Origin of the sequence: Rossellomorea sp. YZS02 (genome assembly GCF_033963925.1) — a bacterium.
Classification (GTDB): domain Bacteria; phylum Bacillota; class Bacilli; order Bacillales; family Bacillaceae_B; genus Rossellomorea.
This window is the reverse complement of record NZ_JAXBLY010000011.1, coordinates 87,766-105,501: the sequence shown is the minus strand read 5'-3', so window position 1 is coordinate 105,501 and position 17,736 is coordinate 87,766. Positions and strand designations below refer to the sequence as shown.

The window sequence follows — 17,736 nt, the reverse complement described above, 5'->3', positions numbered from 1 at the left end:
TATATTCTACTATTCACTTCATTTCCCCCAATAAATGTACAGAATATTACTTCTTTTACACTAGCATATTTGGCTATTTCAAAAGAAATGCAAAAAATATTGGAAACTACAGGGTGAAACGACCCATTTTTTCCTTCTCATCATACTTGGACTCCCCCAACAGGATACCTGATCACTTAATAGAAATGGTTAGGTAATGGTACTCCGTATTCAAAATGATTGAAGGAGGAAGGCAATGTAAGGGGATAGATATGATATTTACGGGAGTACTGTTTCTTCTACGAGATACGTAAAAAGAAAGATACTATTCTATTTAAAAGGGTGAATACATGATGGTTTCGAAGAAAAGTACGCTATCCATTGGATTGATGACCGTTCTCCTAAGCAGCAGTATGATTACGCCGGCGGGTGCAACATTCTATCAGACGAAAGAGGGGCAGATACCTGCTGCACAAAAGACAAACCTCCCAAGTTTGTCTTTGGAAAAGAAAGCGACCGATGATCCTTTATACGGACAGGACCTAAAAGCATTCAATCCGGATGAAAATGTCCGTTTAATCGTTGAAGTCGACGTAAATGAGAAATTGAGAACTGCCCCTGATAAGCAGGTTGAGCAAGTCAAAAATACGTTTATGAAAAAGCGGGATGCTTCTTCTAAAGTCATACATACGTATTCAACAGGCTTCTATGGATTCAGTATGGAAACGACGATGAAAGACGCCGAGAAGATCAAAGAGATGGAAGGCGTAAAGGATATTCGTATCGCCAAAACGTATGAACACATGGATGTAAAAAGCAATGAACTTGTGGAAGCGATGAATGTATGGACGAAATATAATTATAGCGGTGATGGAATGGTCGTGGCCATCGTGGACTCAGGAATCGATTATCGCCATGAGGCCATGACGCTTTCTGAAAAAGGAAAGAAAAAAGCAAGGTATAATGAAACGAATATGCAAAAAAAGCTTGATGAATCGGAAGTAAATGATGTTTGGTATACAGACAAAGTACCCACAGGCTATGACTGGGCAGACCATGATACCAATGTCATCCCTTCAAGTAATTCCCACGGAACCCATGTAGCCGGAATTGTCGGGGCATACGAAGAATCACAGAAAAAAGCGATGGGAGTCGCACCGGATGTACAGCTATTAGCTGAAAAGGTATTCTCTGATAAAAGAAGTGGTGCGTATGACGATGATATTGCAGCTGGAATCTATCATGCGGTGGAGTTCGGGGCTGATGTCATCAATTTAAGCCTTGGATCTGACGCAGGAAGCGCAGATCCCAATGACCCGATTCAACGTGCCATTCAGTATGCAACCGAGCGTGGGGTGTTGGTCGTAGCAGCGGCAGGTAATGCTTCTTATAGTACAAAACAAAACTTGCTGGAAAGATCTCAATTACCATTGGCCAAGAATCCTGATATCGGCCTCGTCGGTGACCCTGGTGTCACTCCATCCGCACTGCAGGTTGCTTCATCAGAGAATGATCAGATGAGAGTCGAATCCCTTCGTTTAAATGATGGAAGTCAGTTTGGGTACCAAACACAGTACAGTTCTAAGAAGTTTAGTGACGAACTTGAAGCTGGTAAAGAATACGAATTGATTTTCGCTGGTGAAGGATTTGGAAGCCATCTGGATGACTTGGATTTAGAAGGGAAGATTGTCGTTGCGAAACTTGAAAAATCTTACTCTACCTATTCATCCCTACAATACGATGCAGCAAGAAAAGGGGGAGTTGGGGTTATTGTCATTCCACCAGATAAATACCCGTCCTATGCAACTTTATATTTCTCTAAGTACACGATTCCCGCCGTTACGACTGGACATACTGAGGGAGATCAACTGGTAGAACGATTACAAAGCGGAGAAAAAATCTCAGTGGAATTGTCAAACGAAGGTCTCTGGGTACAAAATCCGACGACGGAACCCATGTCTTATTTCTCTTCTTATGGTGCGCCAACCGATCTAAGCTTTAAACCGGAAATCACAGCACCTGGCGGGAAAATCAGCTCAACAGTATTGAACAACGAATATGAGGTGATGAGTGGAACGTCCATGGCCACTCCACATGTTGCAGCCGGTGCAGCTTTACTCCTCGAGAAGTATTATGAAGAGTTGGGTTTACCAAAAAATGAAGAAACCGTCTTAAAAGCAAAGAATGTTTTAATGAATACGTCTGAGGTGTTAAGAAATCCAGATGATGAGAACTCTTTATACTCACAAAGGCGTCAAGGGTCAGGTTTGATGAAGATTGAACAAGCGGTTAAATCTCCCTACCTTTTAGAGAATGTAGGTGCTCCTTTAGAAAAGGCTGCATCCGTAGCGTTAAAAGAAGTAGATAGAACGTTCGATTTCACATTGGATGTCGAGCCTCTCTCAAAAAAGCTTGAGAAAGCCAATGACCAATATGAAATCGTCGTAGACGTGTTAATGGATGAAACAGAGAAGAAGACTTATGATGGAGTAGAACGAGACTATCTTACCTTACATTCGGTTCCTATCGATGGGGCAGTTGTAAAGATTAACGGAAAGCAGATGGGTGAAAAGAAATTCCAATACAAACCACGCCGTGACGGCGAAGTGAACATCTCTGTCACACTTCCAGAAGAGTTAAGCGAAGGTCGTTTTGTTGAGGGGTTTGTACGATTCGTACCAAAAGGCAGTTCAGTAAAAGATTTAACTACTTTAACGATGCCGTTTATGGGCTTTTATGGTGATTGGGAATCTCTAGATAATATTGATGAGAGTCCGGTTAATGGAGATCCATATTTAGGATATACCGTCCTTTGGAATGATGTTAAGGAGTTGCCTATGGGATATGATACTTCCACGGGAACATTTGACCCTAATCAGATTGGATACTCCAAGAACGCTATTGCTTCAGGTATGTATCCTTCCTTCACGGCGTTTCGTAATTTGAAAGAAATGTCGTTGAAAGTGGAAGATGAAAATGGAAAAACGGTTACCCACATCACGAAGTTTGGTGATTTCACAGAAGACGGCAGTCCATATCCATTCAGAAAGAACATAATGAGCTATGGAAATTACTCCTATAAGTTCGATGGGATGTTCTGGAGTGGCACAGATGACGATGGGAACCAACTTCCTGACGGCAACTATACGTATGTATACGAAAGTACATTAAATTATGATGGAGCGGAGCCACAACAAACGAAGATTCCGTTTAAACTGGATTCTATTGCTCCTGTTGTTAAAAATATTAACATCACTGAACTTGAGGATGGGAAGTATAAAATTACGTGGGATGTCACAGAAGAGGGAACGAAACATATCGGAAATTTCATCTGGGTAAATGGAGGAATTCGTAAAAGCGTAAACAGCGGTGTAAATGAGTACATTACCGAAGAAAAACCTGAGATTGTCATGATATCAGCCATAGATGCTCTCCAGAATGTTGGGGTTGGTTATACTGGAAATGAGGAATTGCTGAATGCAGATCCATTTATCAATTATTGGAGTGTTTCACGATCCAATGTGAATGAAACGAAACCGGCCTCCATCTTGATCTTTGGCTATAAACGGTTAGATTGGCATTTAGAGATTTCTAATGCAGCAGGCGAAGTGATTGAATATGCCGATATTGAAAATGAACATTCGATTTATGGGTTGAAATGGTATGCTGGTGCTGAATATCCTAACGGTGACTACTATGTTACGGTAACCGGTACGGATGAAACGGGGTTATCATTGAAGTCCGAGAAAAAGAAAATCACAGTGAAACATTAACTTGCGAAGCCAAGAACTTCCTTTAAATAGGATTTTCTTGGCTTTCTCTATGAAAAAACATATTATCCCCCAATTTTAGTGATTCAAAAGAAATGGTTCGAATAGACTGATTTTAGCGTAGGAATGTCGGATGAAGTCTAGAATGGTTGATTTTTCTGACTTTTATCCCTTCTTTTACACAAAAATCACCATATTTCTTCCGCCTCATTTGATAGAATTCCCCCCAATGACGTATGAATCTTTCGACAATATAATTTAATTAGAAAGAAAAAGGGGGTTGAAGTCATGAATGCCAGTAAATATCCAAAGATTGCATTAAGTGTAGGTCTTCTGATCGGTGGAGTTGCACCTCTTAGCCATGGTCCTGCCATACATGCAGAAACACAGTCTGATGCAATGAAAGTCTTAGCGGGCTTGTCAACAGAACAACGAGAGGCGTTAGACAAACTAGAAGCCAATCGGTCAATGAGAGGTCTGCAATTATCGAGAGACATTGATCTGAAAAGTGAAGAAGCAGTGACCGTCATTGTCGAATTCGAACAGCTTCCTGCAAAGACTGAGCAAATCCAACAATCTCTAAAGGGGAAGGATGTTTCTCTAGAGAAGGCAAAGAAACAGGTAGAAGAGTCCCACGTAAAATTCAAGAAAGACTTGAATGATAAGGTGAAAAAGACGAAATCCGGGAAAGACAACTACGAAATCAAGCATACATATAAAGATGCGTTTAATGGCGTAGCGATGACTCTACCGGCCAATGAAGTTGAGAGCCTATTAGATTCTGAAGTAGTGAAGGCTGTTTACAGTGAGGAAGAAGTCCAACTTTCTCCTCCACCTAAAGCGACGGATGAAGAAGAAGGATCAACGACAAAAGTAGACAGTATCCCTTTCATGAAGATTGACCAGCTACATAAGGAAGGATTCACAGGTAAAGGGATTAAAGTTGGGGTGATCGATACAGGAATCGATTATAACCACCCTGATTTAAAAGCTTCCTATAAAGGCGGATACGACTTTGTAGATAATGATGACGATCCAATGGAAACGACGTATGAGGATTGGAAAGCTTCTGGTTATCCAGAAACGAATCAAGGAAGCTATTATTATACCGAACATGGTACACATGTTTCGGGAACCATCGTAGGTCAAGCGGCGAATGATTCCGATTACAAAGTCATTGGTGTCGCTCCAGATGCCGAATTGAATGTATACCGTGTATTAGGCAAATACGGATCTGGATCAACCAGTAACATTCTTGCCGGGATTGACCGTGCTGTGGCAGATGGAATGGATGTCATCAACCTTTCCCTTGGAGCAGCAACGAATAACCCATTGTATGCAACGAGCATTGCCGTTGATAATGCCGTATTAAGTGGTATAACAGCCGTCGTTGCTGCGGGAAATTCAGGTGATCAAGGAAATTATACGCTGGGATCTCCAGGAGCTGCTGCACTTGCTTTGACCGTAGGAGCGAGCTCGGCCCCATCCAATGTTACAATGTATGAGGGTGCTTTTTCTGTAGAGGGCAAGGAACTTGATGGGCAACTACAGTTAATGACCAACAACTGGACAAATGAGTTTAGTAGTCTGCAAGGGAAAAGCTATGAAATGGTCGATGTAGGTGAAGGTGGACAAGCTGATTACAACGGGAAAGATGTTACAGGGAAAGTGGCATTCGTGGCACGCGGTACTTATGCACTCATCGAAAAGATGGAAGTCGCCAAACAACATGGTGCAAAAGCAGTCATCATTTATAATATCAATCCAGATGAAGGACATATTCCTCATTATTTGGGTGAGAGCGATGACAATATCCCAACGTTCTCTTTAACCAATCAAGATGGATTATCTGCGAAAGAACTATTTAAGGCAGGAACTCCTACCATTACCCTAGGAGAGGCAGGAGAATCTGAAATCAGCGGTGATGAGCTGGCTTCCTTCAGCTCAAAAGGTCCTTCAGGAACCTTATATGATATCAAGCCGGAAGTAACGGCACCCGGGGTCAATATCCTCTCAACCGTTCCATCTTATATGCAGAATAAAGAGGACTCATCGGATTATTCACATGCCTACCAACGATTATCAGGTACATCGATGGCGTCACCTCAAGTTGCCGGGATTGCTGCTCTATTACTTCAAGCCCATCCTGACTATACGCCAAGTGACATTAAATCGGTGTTAATGAACACGGCAGATCCTTTGAAGAAACAATATAGCGTATTTGAAGTAGGAGCAGGAAGAGTCGATCCGATGCAGGCCATCCACTCGGAAACCATGATTTCGGTTCTGGATGAAACGCCATTTATTGAAAATCAGGAAGAGATCATCATTCCGGAACAAACCGGTGGCTTAAGCTACGGTTTTATCCCAATGGGAGAAGAACAACTGACAAGATCGACGAATCTATCCATTACAAACCATAGCCATAAAAATAACAAATATGAGATTTCAGTAGAATTTAATGTGGGTGCAGCAGCTTCTGGTTCCCTGGATGCAGAGAAAAACGGTGTGAAGCTCAATGTGCCAAGCTCCATGAAAGTAAAGAAAGGTGATTTGGAACAATTCAACGCAGTTCTCACCATCCCGAAAACGGCCCAAAAGGGAACCTATGAAGGCTATATCGTCATTCAAAACGAAAAGGATCCGGAAGACCATTATCGTATCCCGTTTGGAGCGAAAGTCGTGGAAGAAGGAATTGGTTACTTTGATGTGTATACGAAGAGTATTTCGACGAATCGTGTGAACAATCCTTATAGCAGAAAAGAAACGGATCTTGATTTCAGATTGAACTCCCCGATGGAAAGATTGGATTGGGTATTGGTTGATCACGATACGAAGGAAGACCTGGGATGGATCACGGGTGTGAATTCGGCCGGAGCAGCCATTGATGTCGATTATTATATTGAAGAGGGGTTCTATGGCTATTATTATCCATTAACGGGAAATGATAAAAAGCCGTTGAGCTATACGAAAGTAAGAGTGGAAGACGGTATTTATGACGTGAAGATGATCGGAACGACGAAAGATGGAAAGCAGTTCGCCAAAACATCCACCATCAGCTTGGATAATGGGGCGCCAACCGTGGTTTATGATCAGACAAACGCATTGCCAACCGGTGATTTTCCAATAGTAGAGCTGGAAGAAGGACAAGAAACAGTCACCCTATCAGGAACTTTATTGGATGCTGAAATAGAGGAAACGGCAAAGACCGATATCCCACTCACTCAGGCCAGTAATAATATATGGTACGGTCCAAACGGTCCAAGCTATAGACTACAGGTAGAGGAAGACGGAACATTCTCACAAGAAATCAATGTAAAAACATCTTATATCAAAGAAATCCAATACTTAGGTGCAGATTATGCAGGGAACACAGCCATTCCAAAAATGGTCTATTATGTGCCAAAAGGATTCCAATTTGTTTTTGCAAAAGCGGATAAAGATTCTTACCAGATGGGTGACAAGGTAACGTATACATTCTACGCTAGAAATTTGGAAAACGCCCATGACTTTTCAATGTATACCTATAACTCAAGTAAGTTCTTGGATTCCGTTGAATTCCAATTGGCTGACGGATTACCGGAGGGAACCGAATTAAATGTGACAAAAACCGGTACAACAAGTGTCAGGAATGATATTGAGATCAAGATTCCTGGTGAAGGTGTATCAGGTGACGTGGCATTATTCAAAATTGTCGCTGACACGAATGAGCAGGAGTTCTTCAATACCTATTCTCCATTGTTCAGCAGTGTAAGTACGATGAAAATCAATAACGGACCACGGATACCGACGAAACTGGGAGCTCACCCAATTTATCCGAAAGTATCAAAGGTCAATGCAGGATTTATCGGCGCCGAAGGGCTCCTGACAGATGCAGGTCGTTTTGACTACGGTCGGGATTACACACAAATAGGTGCGACGATACACTTAGAGGATGAGGATGGTAATACTTATCCTGTCACCATACCGAAAAACGGTGTGATTAATTTCGAACTACCGGCATCTGTACAGAAGTACACAGTCGTGACAGATGTACCAGGACATTACACAACGTATACACCACTTGAAGCGGGTCGCAAGGAAAATGGTGTGGATATTGGTGAATATGTCACGTATTATATGGCCGTTTCCAAGCCTGGGGATATCAATAAAGACAATGTGATTGATATTCACGATGCATTATTACTTCAAGAGCATTGGGGAACGAATGATCGGAATACGGATATTAACTTCGACGGCACGACAGATGAGAAAGACTTTACACTCCTTGAGAAATACTACTTGTCTGAAAATGATTTTGTAATAGACACTCCAGATCCTCAAGCAGAAGCGAATGGTGAAACAATCGACACGATCAAAAAAGAATTAGGAATTAATTCCTAATCGGAAGAAAGGGCAGTCCAATTGGGCTGCCTTTCTTTGCATTAGAGCGGAACATGTGTTACGTACATAATTTAGTTCTCTAAAGAAGACAATATAACCCATCTATCTTTCTTTGGAGGTTCTTATGTCAAAACTCAAATTTTTCATAACCATTCTTTTCATATCGGCCTTGTTTTTTGTTGGTAGTGGACAACAAGTAGAAGTAAATGCCTTTTCATCTCAAGTTATCCAAAGGGGTGCAACAGGGGAAGATGTCATCGAGTTACAATCGAGGTTAAAGTACATCGGATTCTATACAAGCAAAGTGGATGGTGTATTTGGATACAATACATATTGGGCCGTACGAATATTCCAGGATGAGTTCGGCTTGCCCGTGGATGGAGTCGTCGGCCCCAAAACAAAAGAAAAATTAGTCAAAGCCACTGTTTATGATAAGGGAGATTCAACAGGGGGAGGTAGTTCCAATGTTCCGAATGGCTTCTCTCAAAACGATATACAATTAATGGCCAATGCCGTATACGGTGAGTCACGAGGTGAATCATACACCGGTCAAGTAGCAGTCGCGGCGGTAATCCTTAACCGTGTAAGGAGTGCCTCATTCCCAAACACCGTCGCTGGAGTGATCTATGAGCCCGGGGCATTTACTGCTGTGGCTGATGGACAAATCAACCTGACTCCGAATGAAACAGCAAAAAAAGCGGTGCTCGACGCAGTCAATGGATGGGACCCAAGTGATGGGGCAATCTATTATTTCAATCCTGATACGGCAACTAGCAGCTGGATTTGGAGTCGTCCACAAATCAAGCAAATTGGGAAACATATTTTCTGTAAGTAGGTACGAGGAATTGACATTTAATCCTAAGCAGAGCAAGGGTGACACCCTATCCATACTATTGAAAAGACAATCCTCAGGAAAAATTCCTTATAGGTTGTCTTTTTTACTATTTGAAAAAGGAGATTGAATGACGATGAAGAAGTGGTACTGTAAAGCCCTGTTAGCACTGTCATTGTTATCCCTGGGGGGCTGTCTGAATAATGGGGACAATGGTAAACAAGGAGATGAAGAGGCGGTGAAAGAGACAATGAATTCGTCGATCAAAGTGGATCCGGAACTTGACCTGTCAAGCGGGGAGAATGTATCCATCATTATAGAATTCAAGACCAAACCTGCAAAGATAGCTGTTTTGGAAGCAGAAGCGCAAGGAGTGGAGCTGACTCTGGAATCAGCCAAAGAAAAAGTTGAACATAGTCATCAGGAGTTTGAAAAAGAGCTGCAAGCCTTTTTAGAAGGGAACGAAGTGGAGTATCGAATCACACATCGTTATAAGACAGCTTTTAATGGGGTGTCAATGGAATTGCCGGCGAAAGAAATTAAGCGCTTAATGGGATCTTCTATTATTTCCAGGATTTATCGTAACAAGGAAATTCAGCTCGACCCACCAATCCAGCCTTCAAATCAATTGTAAAAAGGAAAGCCATACAGGCGTCGTTTTTTTATTAATAAAAGGAGATAGGAATCAAAACACTTTTTCAACATAACAACCATGTTAATCTCAAGTTGGGAAAAAAGAACAGGCGAAAAGACCTGGGTATTTGTTCTTTATAGGGTCGTTATGTGGACAAAAGATTCGATATGAAAGAATGAAAGGGGGAAATTACTTTAAGTGGGACGAAAATGCAAGAATGAAAGTAGGAGTAAAGTCACGATCCGCTGATTCTTATGCCAGTAGAAAACCCCAATTTCATCCCGATTATTTATTAGTATAATATTAGTAGAACGTATACCGCTATAAAAAAAGATAAAGCGATAGGCCTGTTTTCGAGACGGAAGATTTTCTACTAATTCACCACGGGGGGTAAATAATGAATATTGGGGCATTTATTAAATACTATCGGATCTATAAAGGCATGACCCAGAAGCAAGTGGGGGAAGGGATTTGTACTCCAGGCCATATTAGTAAAATTGAAAGTGGGCACTTACAGATTACGAAAGATAAAATCGATCTGTTCAATCATCGGTTAAATATTAATATTGAGAAAGAGCTAAAAACATATAAAAAATTACAATTAGATTTAGAATTGTGGCATGATGTCATGATCAAGCAGGTAAATGGGAAGGTCGAGTTATTGAAGGAGACCATTGAACAAAATCCATTAATCCAGATCGAAACCTTGAACGGTACATATAAGATATTGAAAGCAAGATACTTTATGATGAAAGGTAAGCTAAAGGATGCTGGATTCTATTTAAGTCAGTTCTCTAATAAGCGTCTATCCTTTCATATGTCCGATTATGACTTTCAGCTGTACTATCATATAAAGGGGATGTACGAGCTTGAGAAAGGGAATCCCCAATCTGCTGTTATGTTTTTGGAAAGAATAGACCGGGATATCTACTCCAATCCTGAATCATACTTTCATCTATCCGTTGGATATCATGAGTTAGGGCAGTATGACAGGTCCTTGCGATATAGTCAGCGGGCCTTGAATTATTTCAAAGAAACATTTAATTTCACAAGATGTATTGATGCTGCTACGATTCAGTTGATTGCGGAAAGCAAAAATGGAGAGGAAGGTCTCGAAGCAATAGTAGAGAAATATGATGAGTTGATTCAGCATTGTGATAACCTGCATGATCACGGAAGAAAAGCCATTCTTTATCTGAATTTAGGTGGGGTGTATCGGGACTTGATGCAGGATAGAAAGGCACGGGATGCCTATCAGGTCGCATATGGACTATTGAAACATGAGGCACCCACAGAAGACTATGTCAGAATTCTTTTTGGTTATATTGAGAGTTCCATGGATGTAGAGGGACCGGCACTTGAAAAATTGGAAACTTTGATAGAGGAAGGACTCCGTTATGCAACCGCCAATAAAGATTCCTGCAAAGAGTGTCTATTTATGATGCTTGGTATCAGGGTTCATGAAGGAGAAGAAGCATATTATCAATATATGGAGAATGTCATCATCCCATTGTTGAAGGAAGAAGGGCAATACTCCGAGTGTAATTACTATATTCAAAAGCTCTACAATGGGAAAATGGTTAATGAAAAAGAATGCGTTAACAGCTAAGCACAATACCCTGTAAAGGAGAGATAGGATGGAAAACCCGGATCGATTAATCTCGTCATTCGATGAGGTGGTCTTAAGTGATTATAAAATGCCGATCATCTGTATCTATCAAAGTCCGAAAGATTATCAAGGCATGTTTGTAGCAAGACTATTCGATGTGAATCAGCCGACCCATAACATTTTGATGAGACCAACTTTAGAAGCGGTCAGAAGTGAAATCCCGGAACGATTCTCCGTTGTACCGAAAGCTCAAGGTGAAGATGGCAGCATTGTCGAAACGTGGATATGACTCTCGTAAAAAAGCTTCATTTCTCTCTGAGAGAAATGAAGCTTTTTACGTGTTTTTATTAGCGTTCGGATAGAATTTATCTTCGATTTCTTTATATTCCCTGAAGTGGCCGGTGAGGCGTGCAAGCTTATGAACCTCTTGAAGAAGAAAGGTTTTATCTAATTCGTAAATGACCTCTCTTTCGATATGATCGATGGTATTGCAGGCGAATGCCCAAAGATCTTTGTGCTTCGAAGGTTGAATGGATTCTGCTAAAAGAGCCAGTGCACGTACGATTTCCGTGATGATTAAATGATTGTCTTTGGCATAGTGACGAATATAGCCGAATCCCCGATACAGATAATAATCAAATGGTTCAGATTGAAGGATGACGCGTATTCTGTCTTCCTGGTCGATCAAATAGGGTGTGAAGGTTAATTGATCCTCCACTGTCAGCATCAGATCGGCCATCTGGTCGATTGTGTTCGAAGCCGTTTTGGGATCGTCATTCCCCAGGGATTTAATCGCCACCTCTGCAAGTTTATGGATTCCCATCTGCAGGTCTTGGATTTCTGTCTCTTTATGGCCCATTTCAATGAATTGCAGGTATGAATCAGTGAAGATATTTTCTGTTTCCGGCCCCCATAAGCTCAGAACTTCATTCCCGGCAAGTACATAATCGCCCACTTTATAATGAAGCTGTAGGACAAGATTCTCTTTCTGTGCGAGTTGAATCATTCCCTGGAAATCAACTAATTGAATATAGCCGGAGTGATTAGCCTTCACATGAAGAATGTTCTTTTTCTCTTCCTCCATGATGTCCCCATCTTCAGTGGTGCGATGTGCTTCTAAATCTTTCTTCAGTGTCTGATGGATCATCACTTCAGAAACCTGTTTCATATTGTACGTGATATTATGGACCTGCATCCATGTAGACGCATGGTTAATGAAAAAGATGAAAGTGATGGCTGATAAAAAGGCAAGGGCGATCGTCATCATGGGTGCAGCAACGAACATCTCCTTCTTTGAACTGCCTATAAACAAAAAGAGAAGGAGGACATAAACAAAACTGCCATTAAATATACCGAGGGCGTGCTGCGTCTGCCTGTCCGAAATGAAATCCAAGAGCATCCTTGGCGAAAATTGTCCACTGAACGTCGTCAACACGACTAAGAGGGAATTAAGCGTGAAGGCACTGAGCGTCAGAACGCCACCAATGAGGGTGCTCACAAGGATTCTGGTGACGGAGGCATCCATGCTTAATAGATCAAACGTATACTGTGAGATTTCCAATGAGAGATCCAAGTAAAGGGTGATGGCTACCAGCAGTACGGCAAGACATATGTATAAAAAAGGCATATACCATATGGTCAGCCGGATTTCATGCATGCGCTGTCGTTTTGACATGAGCAAATATTTCCGGATGGAAAGAGGAAGCATTTTTTTAATCATGATTGAAACGGTTCCTTTCTAGTAATTGGATATGGGTTAGTTTTCCCTGCCAGTATAGGTTAAAACCTGAATTTCAAAAATAGATTCATAGAGGGTGCATGTTTCAAAGGAAATCACAGTAAACCCATGTGAAATTAGGTTGTCTGACAAATTAGAAAGAATTTTTTAAAAATACCGAAAATGGTATTGACGGAGGAATGAATCACCTATATAATCCAATTCATACTCAAATATCAAGTCGAAACGTAACGTTATATCTCTTATCAAGAGCGGCGGAGGGATAGGCCCGATGAAGCCCGGCAACCTGCAGGATCAGTCTGTAAAGGTGCCAATTCCTACAGATTCCATGTGAATCTGGAAGATAAGGGGAGGAGCATACACACTAAGCCCTCTTCTTACAAGAAGAGGGCTTTTCTTTATACCCTCATTCTTTCCACCATGCCCGGTGGATCTTCAGAAAGAAGCGATATGATACAAACGACAAAAAGGAGGCTGAAAGATGTCAGCGATAAATGTGGCGATACTGGGCTTTGGAACTGTCGGTCAAGGGGTATGTGAAGCCATTGATACTCACCAGGAGAGGTTGAAGGAAGCACTAGGTAAAGAGGTGAAAGTGAGGGCGATTCTAATCAAGGACCCGGTAAAACAAAGGGAAATAGATCCGTCCATTAAGGTCACAACAGAATTCAAGGATATTCTCGACATACCGGATCTTCATGTGATTTTTGAAGCGATTGTAGGAGAAGAACCGGGATACACGTATTTATCGAAAGCGGTGGAGAAGGGAATTCACATCGTCACGGCCAATAAAGCCATGTTTGCTAAATTCGGCCCCGACCTTATGGAGAAAGCAACACGCCACAGTGTATCTGTTGGTTTCGAAGCGACAACAGCCGGAGGGATCCCGGTCATCGGCACAATCCGCCAGCTCCTGAAGGTAAATGAAATCAAAAGCATTCAAGGTATATTGAATGGGACTTCCAACTTCATTTTGTCCCAAATGAGAAAAAAGGGTCTTTCTTTTGAAACCGCTCTAAAGCAGTCACAAGAAAAGGGGTACGCAGAGGCGGATCCGACGAGCGACATCGAAGGATATGATGCCTTTTATAAATTGCTGATTTTGAGTCAGACCGCTTTTGGCAGACAGCCAGATTGGAAGGATATCAAACGCAAGGGGATTACACACTTGACGGCAGAATGGCTCCAGGCAGCCGAGTCCTTCCGATTGCGGTTTAAACACGTAGGTTCATTGGAACGTGACGGATTCAACCGGATCAAAGGTGAAGTCGAGCCAGTCCTCGTCCATGACACCCATCCTTTCTACGGGGTGGAGGATGTGGAAAATGCGATTTCATTAAAAGGGAGTCTGGTAGGAAGAATCACACTACTTGGCCCAGGCGCCGGTAAATGTCCAACAGGAAGTGCCATGGTGGAGGATTTTCTTTCACTGATTCAAGGAAAATACACGGCTTCTCCTGAAAGTACAGTACACATTGAAGAGGTTCTGGAAGATCGCACAGGCCAATGGGTCTTACGTGTACCTGCAAATGAAGACTATCAAAGGTGGATTCCATTGTTCACACTAAAAGACCGCATTCAGCTTGGTGTTTTCCTGTATGTCTTTGTAGAAGGCAGGAAAGAGGACATAGAATCAGTTCTTACATCACAGGAACAGATCCAGGCAGTGTCCATCCTGGACGAAATCCCGCTTGAAAATGCAGTGAAAGAAGGGATTGCGGTTTCCTGACGGTTTTATGAAAAAGCAACAGATCTGATAGAAAGTAGGGGGATCACTTGAGTATCGTCGTTCAGAAATTTGGTGGAACCTCTGTAGGTTCTGCGGATCGAATTAAACGGGTAGCAGGTTATGCGTTGAAGGAAAAGGAGAAAGGGCATGACGTGGTGGTGGTTGTATCGGCCATGGATAAAACGACGGACGCCCTTGTAAAGCTTGCGGGTGAATTGTCTGATGTTCCCCGGAAAAGGGAAATGGATATGCTCCTTTCAACAGGGGAGCAGGTCACGATTTCCCTTCTGACAATGGCCCTCCAGCATAAAGGGGTGGAGGCAGTATCCCTGACCGGCAGGCAGGCTGGGATCCGGACAGACGCGGTGTTCGGCAATGCCAAGATCACTTCCATAGAAACAGGGAGAATCAAAGAGGAATTATCAGCCGGACGGATTGTCGTGGTCGCCGGATTCCAAGGAGTTACAGAGGATGGTGAGCTCACTACGCTTGGAAGGGGTGGTTCAGATACAACCGCAGCCGCCCTTGCTTCCGCACTAAAAGCGGATCGATGTGACATTTACACGGATGTGGACGGGGTGTATACCTCAGATCCGAGAGTGGTCCCAAGGGCTGCTAAAATCGACGGTTTATCGTATAATGACATGCTCCGTTTTGCCACGATGGGAGCCAATGTCCTGCACCCGAGAGCGATTAAGCACGCAAAGGAACATCTTGTCCCTTTAATCGTCCGTTCAAGTTTAAAGGAGGGGCGGGGTTCCGTTATCAGTGCTAAAGCTCAAAAGAATGGAAGCATAGTCGGTGTGGCGCTCCAGAAAGGTATTTCAGTCCTTACCATCCATGGGTGTGATGGAGGGGAATCCTTGATTCTGTATGATCTTGATTCTCACCATATCGAAACAGAGAGGATCAAGCATAGAGAAGACCTGGCACTGATCATAAAAGATGAGGATGTCCATGCAGTGAAGAAAATCGTCAGCGGCTATAGCGGGGCATATTCTCATTTTGAAATAGTGGAAGATCTATCGAAAGTATGCGTGATTGGAAGTATCCAATCTTCCGGGGAAGTAAAAGAAAAGGTCACCAATGTTTTTCATGATTATCATATCGGGAAAGTATCGGTCTGGGAATCATCGGTTGGTCTAAGTGCCCTTGTCGATCGCGGTGACGTTGAAAAAGCAGCAAGGATACTCCACATGCACTTTGGTCTGGATTATATTGAATCCAAAAGGGCGATATTATAAAAGGAAAAGTGTATAGTCCTGTCTATACACTTTTTTCCTTTATGGATTGATGGACACAGGCGTCCCGACAGGAACGATCTTCGAGAGCTCTTCCACGTCTTTGTTATACATCCTTATACATCCTTTGGAGACTGCATTCCCGATGGAAGAAGGGTTGTTTGTACCATGGATTCCATAGCTTTCCTTCGATAAACTCATCCACATCGTCCCAAATGGCCCCCCTGGATTCGGGGCTTTATTGATGATGATGAAATCCCCGATGGGCGTTTCGAACAGGACTCTTCCCACAGCGATGGGATACTGCTTTATCTCAACCCCATCTTTGAATAGACGGAGGCTGCGACTGTTAACAGAGACTTCTATTCTATAAGGATTGCCGGTAGTATCGGGGATACCGGGAATGGTGATCGTTTGTCCTGGATAAATTTGATCCGGATTGATGCCCGGATTGGCAGTAAGGATGGCAGCAAGCGGAGTCCTGTAGTCCCTTGATATTTGTCCCAGTGTTTCTCCTGTTTTCATCGTATGAATCAACAGGGGTCACCTCCTGTTTCACTTTCACTTCATACTATGTGCAAGTAAGGAAATTAGTGAGAAGCGGAAAATAAAGGATGTTTTCGCAAAGATTGTTGCTATTCGGATCCAAACTAAGATTTACGATGCTCTGTCATTTAGGTTGTGGTGATGGAGGGTGAAGGGAACTGCTCCGCTTTCCACGGACGTTCGGCCGAGCCTCCTCAGCAAAAACCGCTTCCGGGGTCTCGACACGCCCGTTTTCCGTAGGAGTCTACGCAGTTCCCTTCACCCTCTAACGTAGTAAGTGTTGACAGAGCAAAATAAATCGTGAACATCGGCTAAGGGAGATCAAAGTACTATTAAATAAAATCGTTCACTAAAACGAATCAAATAGCAGTGACATAAGCAATCCCCACATTTCCTTTGTGTTTGTAAAACACTTCTTCTGGATCGTTGATTGGAGCGGAAGGTGCTCGACTCCTGCGGGAAACGCTGGACAGGTGAGACCCCGCAGGCGTAGCCGAGGAGGCTCACCGCCAGCCCCGCGGAAAGCGAGCACCTGTAGCGGAAATCAACCGGCACTCGCTACATTTAAAAGCAACAATGTTTACGAAAACAGCCAAAATAAAAAACGCCTGCATTCTGGGGCAGGCGTTAGTGAGTATTATTGAGGAAGGTTCTGTTGTGGAACTTCCGTATAGCTTTGCAGCATGAGGGTCATATCCTGGTCATTCAGTTGAGGGACCTGATAGTATCCATGCTTGTTCTGATAAAGGAAAATTTCATAGCTCATTTCAATGAAATTCGGCACACTGTCCGCTACAACCCGTCGCAATACAGGATTTGTCATTTCGAGAGCCGTCATGGCAAGGAGAGTGGCTAATGATTTGGTCTGTCCGAGCATATACGCAGACAAGCCCTTGTCTGAAAGGTCATTCACGGACTGATTGGGCTTTTTAGGAGCACCAGGTTTGATGCCGTAAGTGGCAGTGTGGGATTGGTTCATTTTGTATTGCTGAGTCGGCACTTGTGGATCATGCCCCGTTGAAAAGCTTCCTACGATTGAATTATACATAGTCGTTACAAATGCGGTCTGCCGTTTTACGATATCTTTTAACTCAGGGTCCTGAATATGCTGATCATACATTTGATACTGATCGAGCATGCTGATGATTCCTGCGATGATTTCATGGGCATCGAACAACTCATGTCCCCCATGATCTTTACTTTGGGCGTTCATCATGTTCGGTGGCATCCCCGGTCCGGGTTGGTTCATTGGCTGCTGTTGATTTTGCACAGATG

The 17,736-nt window shown here is 42.8% G+C and carries 11 protein-coding genes and 1 riboswitch; of the genes, 8 read left to right on the top strand and 3 right to left on the bottom strand.

The genetic code is table 11. The annotated features are described in order from the left end of the window. The first annotated feature begins 332 nt into the window (after positions 1–332). The 6 genes from SLH55_RS12440 (at position 333) to SLH55_RS12415 (ending at position 11,496) form a co-directional block, all read left to right on the top strand. Positions 333–3,752 carry a S8 family serine peptidase gene (locus SLH55_RS12440; protein WP_320323553.1) on the top strand — a complete coding sequence of 1,140 codons (3,420 nt, stop codon included), beginning with the start codon at positions 333–335 and terminating at the stop codon, positions 3,750–3,752. A 285-nt stretch (positions 3,753–4,037) separates the two neighbouring features. Beyond that, a complete protein-coding gene (locus tag SLH55_RS12435; RefSeq protein ID WP_320323552.1) occupies positions 4,038–8,132 on the top strand; it encodes a S8 family serine peptidase in 4,095 nt (1,364 codons plus the stop codon). A gap of 124 nt (positions 8,133–8,256) precedes the next feature. Beyond that, positions 8,257–8,967: a spore cortex-lytic enzyme gene (sleB, locus tag SLH55_RS12430; protein WP_219166074.1), complete on the top strand. Its 711-nt coding sequence runs from the start codon at positions 8,257–8,259 to the stop codon at positions 8,965–8,967. Between the two features lie 133 nt (positions 8,968–9,100). Continuing rightward, a complete protein-coding gene (locus SLH55_RS12425; protein WP_257474877.1) occupies positions 9,101–9,598 on the top strand; it encodes a protease inhibitor I9 family protein in 498 nt (165 codons plus the stop codon). A gap of 397 nt (positions 9,599–9,995) precedes the next feature. After that, the gene (locus tag SLH55_RS12420) at positions 9,996–11,207 is read left to right on the top strand and encodes a helix-turn-helix transcriptional regulator (protein WP_320323551.1); all 1,212 of its coding nucleotides are present in this window, start codon (positions 9,996–9,998) and stop codon (positions 11,205–11,207) included. A gap of 28 nt (positions 11,208–11,235) precedes the next feature. Further along, positions 11,236–11,496 (top strand): hypothetical protein, encoded by a 261-nt coding sequence (locus SLH55_RS12415; RefSeq protein ID WP_219166078.1) that lies wholly within the window; start codon positions 11,236–11,238, stop codon positions 11,494–11,496. 45 nt (positions 11,497–11,541) lie between these two features. Here SLH55_RS12415 and SLH55_RS12410 read toward each other — a convergent pair whose 3' ends face one another. After that, complete coding sequence (locus SLH55_RS12410; RefSeq protein ID WP_219166079.1) at positions 11,542–12,927, bottom strand: DUF2254 domain-containing protein; 1,386 nt, start codon at positions 12,925–12,927, stop codon at positions 11,542–11,544. A gap of 257 nt (positions 12,928–13,184) precedes the next feature. Next, positions 13,185–13,295, top strand: a riboswitch (SAM riboswitch). Between the two features lie 131 nt (positions 13,296–13,426). Here SLH55_RS12410 and SLH55_RS12405 point away from each other — a divergent pair. Then, the gene (locus tag SLH55_RS12405; protein ID WP_219166081.1) at positions 13,427–14,674 is read left to right on the top strand and encodes a homoserine dehydrogenase; all 1,248 of its coding nucleotides are present in this window, start codon (positions 13,427–13,429) and stop codon (positions 14,672–14,674) included. Positions 14,675–14,721: 47 nt separating this feature from the next. Then, positions 14,722–15,918, top strand: coding sequence for an aspartate kinase (locus SLH55_RS12400; protein ID WP_219166082.1), 1,197 nt, complete (start codon positions 14,722–14,724; stop codon positions 15,916–15,918). A 39-nt stretch (positions 15,919–15,957) separates the two neighbouring features. Here SLH55_RS12400 and SLH55_RS12395 read toward each other — a convergent pair whose 3' ends face one another. Further along, positions 15,958–16,452, bottom strand: a complete 495-nt coding sequence (locus tag SLH55_RS12395) for a L,D-transpeptidase family protein (protein ID WP_320323550.1) — start codon at positions 16,450–16,452, stop codon at positions 15,958–15,960. A 646-nt stretch (positions 16,453–17,098) separates the two neighbouring features. Further along, on the bottom strand, positions 17,099–17,731 hold the full coding sequence (locus tag SLH55_RS12390; RefSeq protein WP_374939749.1) for a spore coat protein: 633 nt from the start codon (positions 17,729–17,731) through the stop codon (positions 17,099–17,101). Positions 17,732–17,736: the final 5 nt, after the last annotated feature.

What these genes read in the sequence shown, in the direction of transcription:
- SLH55_RS12410 (WP_219166079.1), bottom strand. Translation starts at nt 12,927, where the DNA reads ATGATTAAAAAAATGCTTCCTCTTTCCATCCGGAAATATTTGCTCATG.
- SLH55_RS12425 (WP_257474877.1), top strand. Translation starts at nt 9,101, where the DNA reads ATGAAGAAGTGGTACTGTAAAGCCCTGTTAGCACTGTCATTGTTATCC.
- SLH55_RS12440 (WP_320323553.1), top strand. Translation starts at nt 333, where the DNA reads ATGGTTTCGAAGAAAAGTACGCTATCCATTGGATTGATGACCGTTCTC.
- SLH55_RS12405 (WP_219166081.1), top strand. Translation starts at nt 13,427, where the DNA reads ATGTCAGCGATAAATGTGGCGATACTGGGCTTTGGAACTGTCGGTCAA.
- SLH55_RS12415 (WP_219166078.1), top strand. Translation starts at nt 11,236, where the DNA reads ATGGAAAACCCGGATCGATTAATCTCGTCATTCGATGAGGTGGTCTTA.
- SLH55_RS12435 (WP_320323552.1), top strand. Translation starts at nt 4,038, where the DNA reads ATGAATGCCAGTAAATATCCAAAGATTGCATTAAGTGTAGGTCTTCTG.
- sleB (WP_219166074.1), top strand. Translation starts at nt 8,257, where the DNA reads ATGTCAAAACTCAAATTTTTCATAACCATTCTTTTCATATCGGCCTTG.
- SLH55_RS12420 (WP_320323551.1), top strand. Translation starts at nt 9,996, where the DNA reads ATGAATATTGGGGCATTTATTAAATACTATCGGATCTATAAAGGCATG.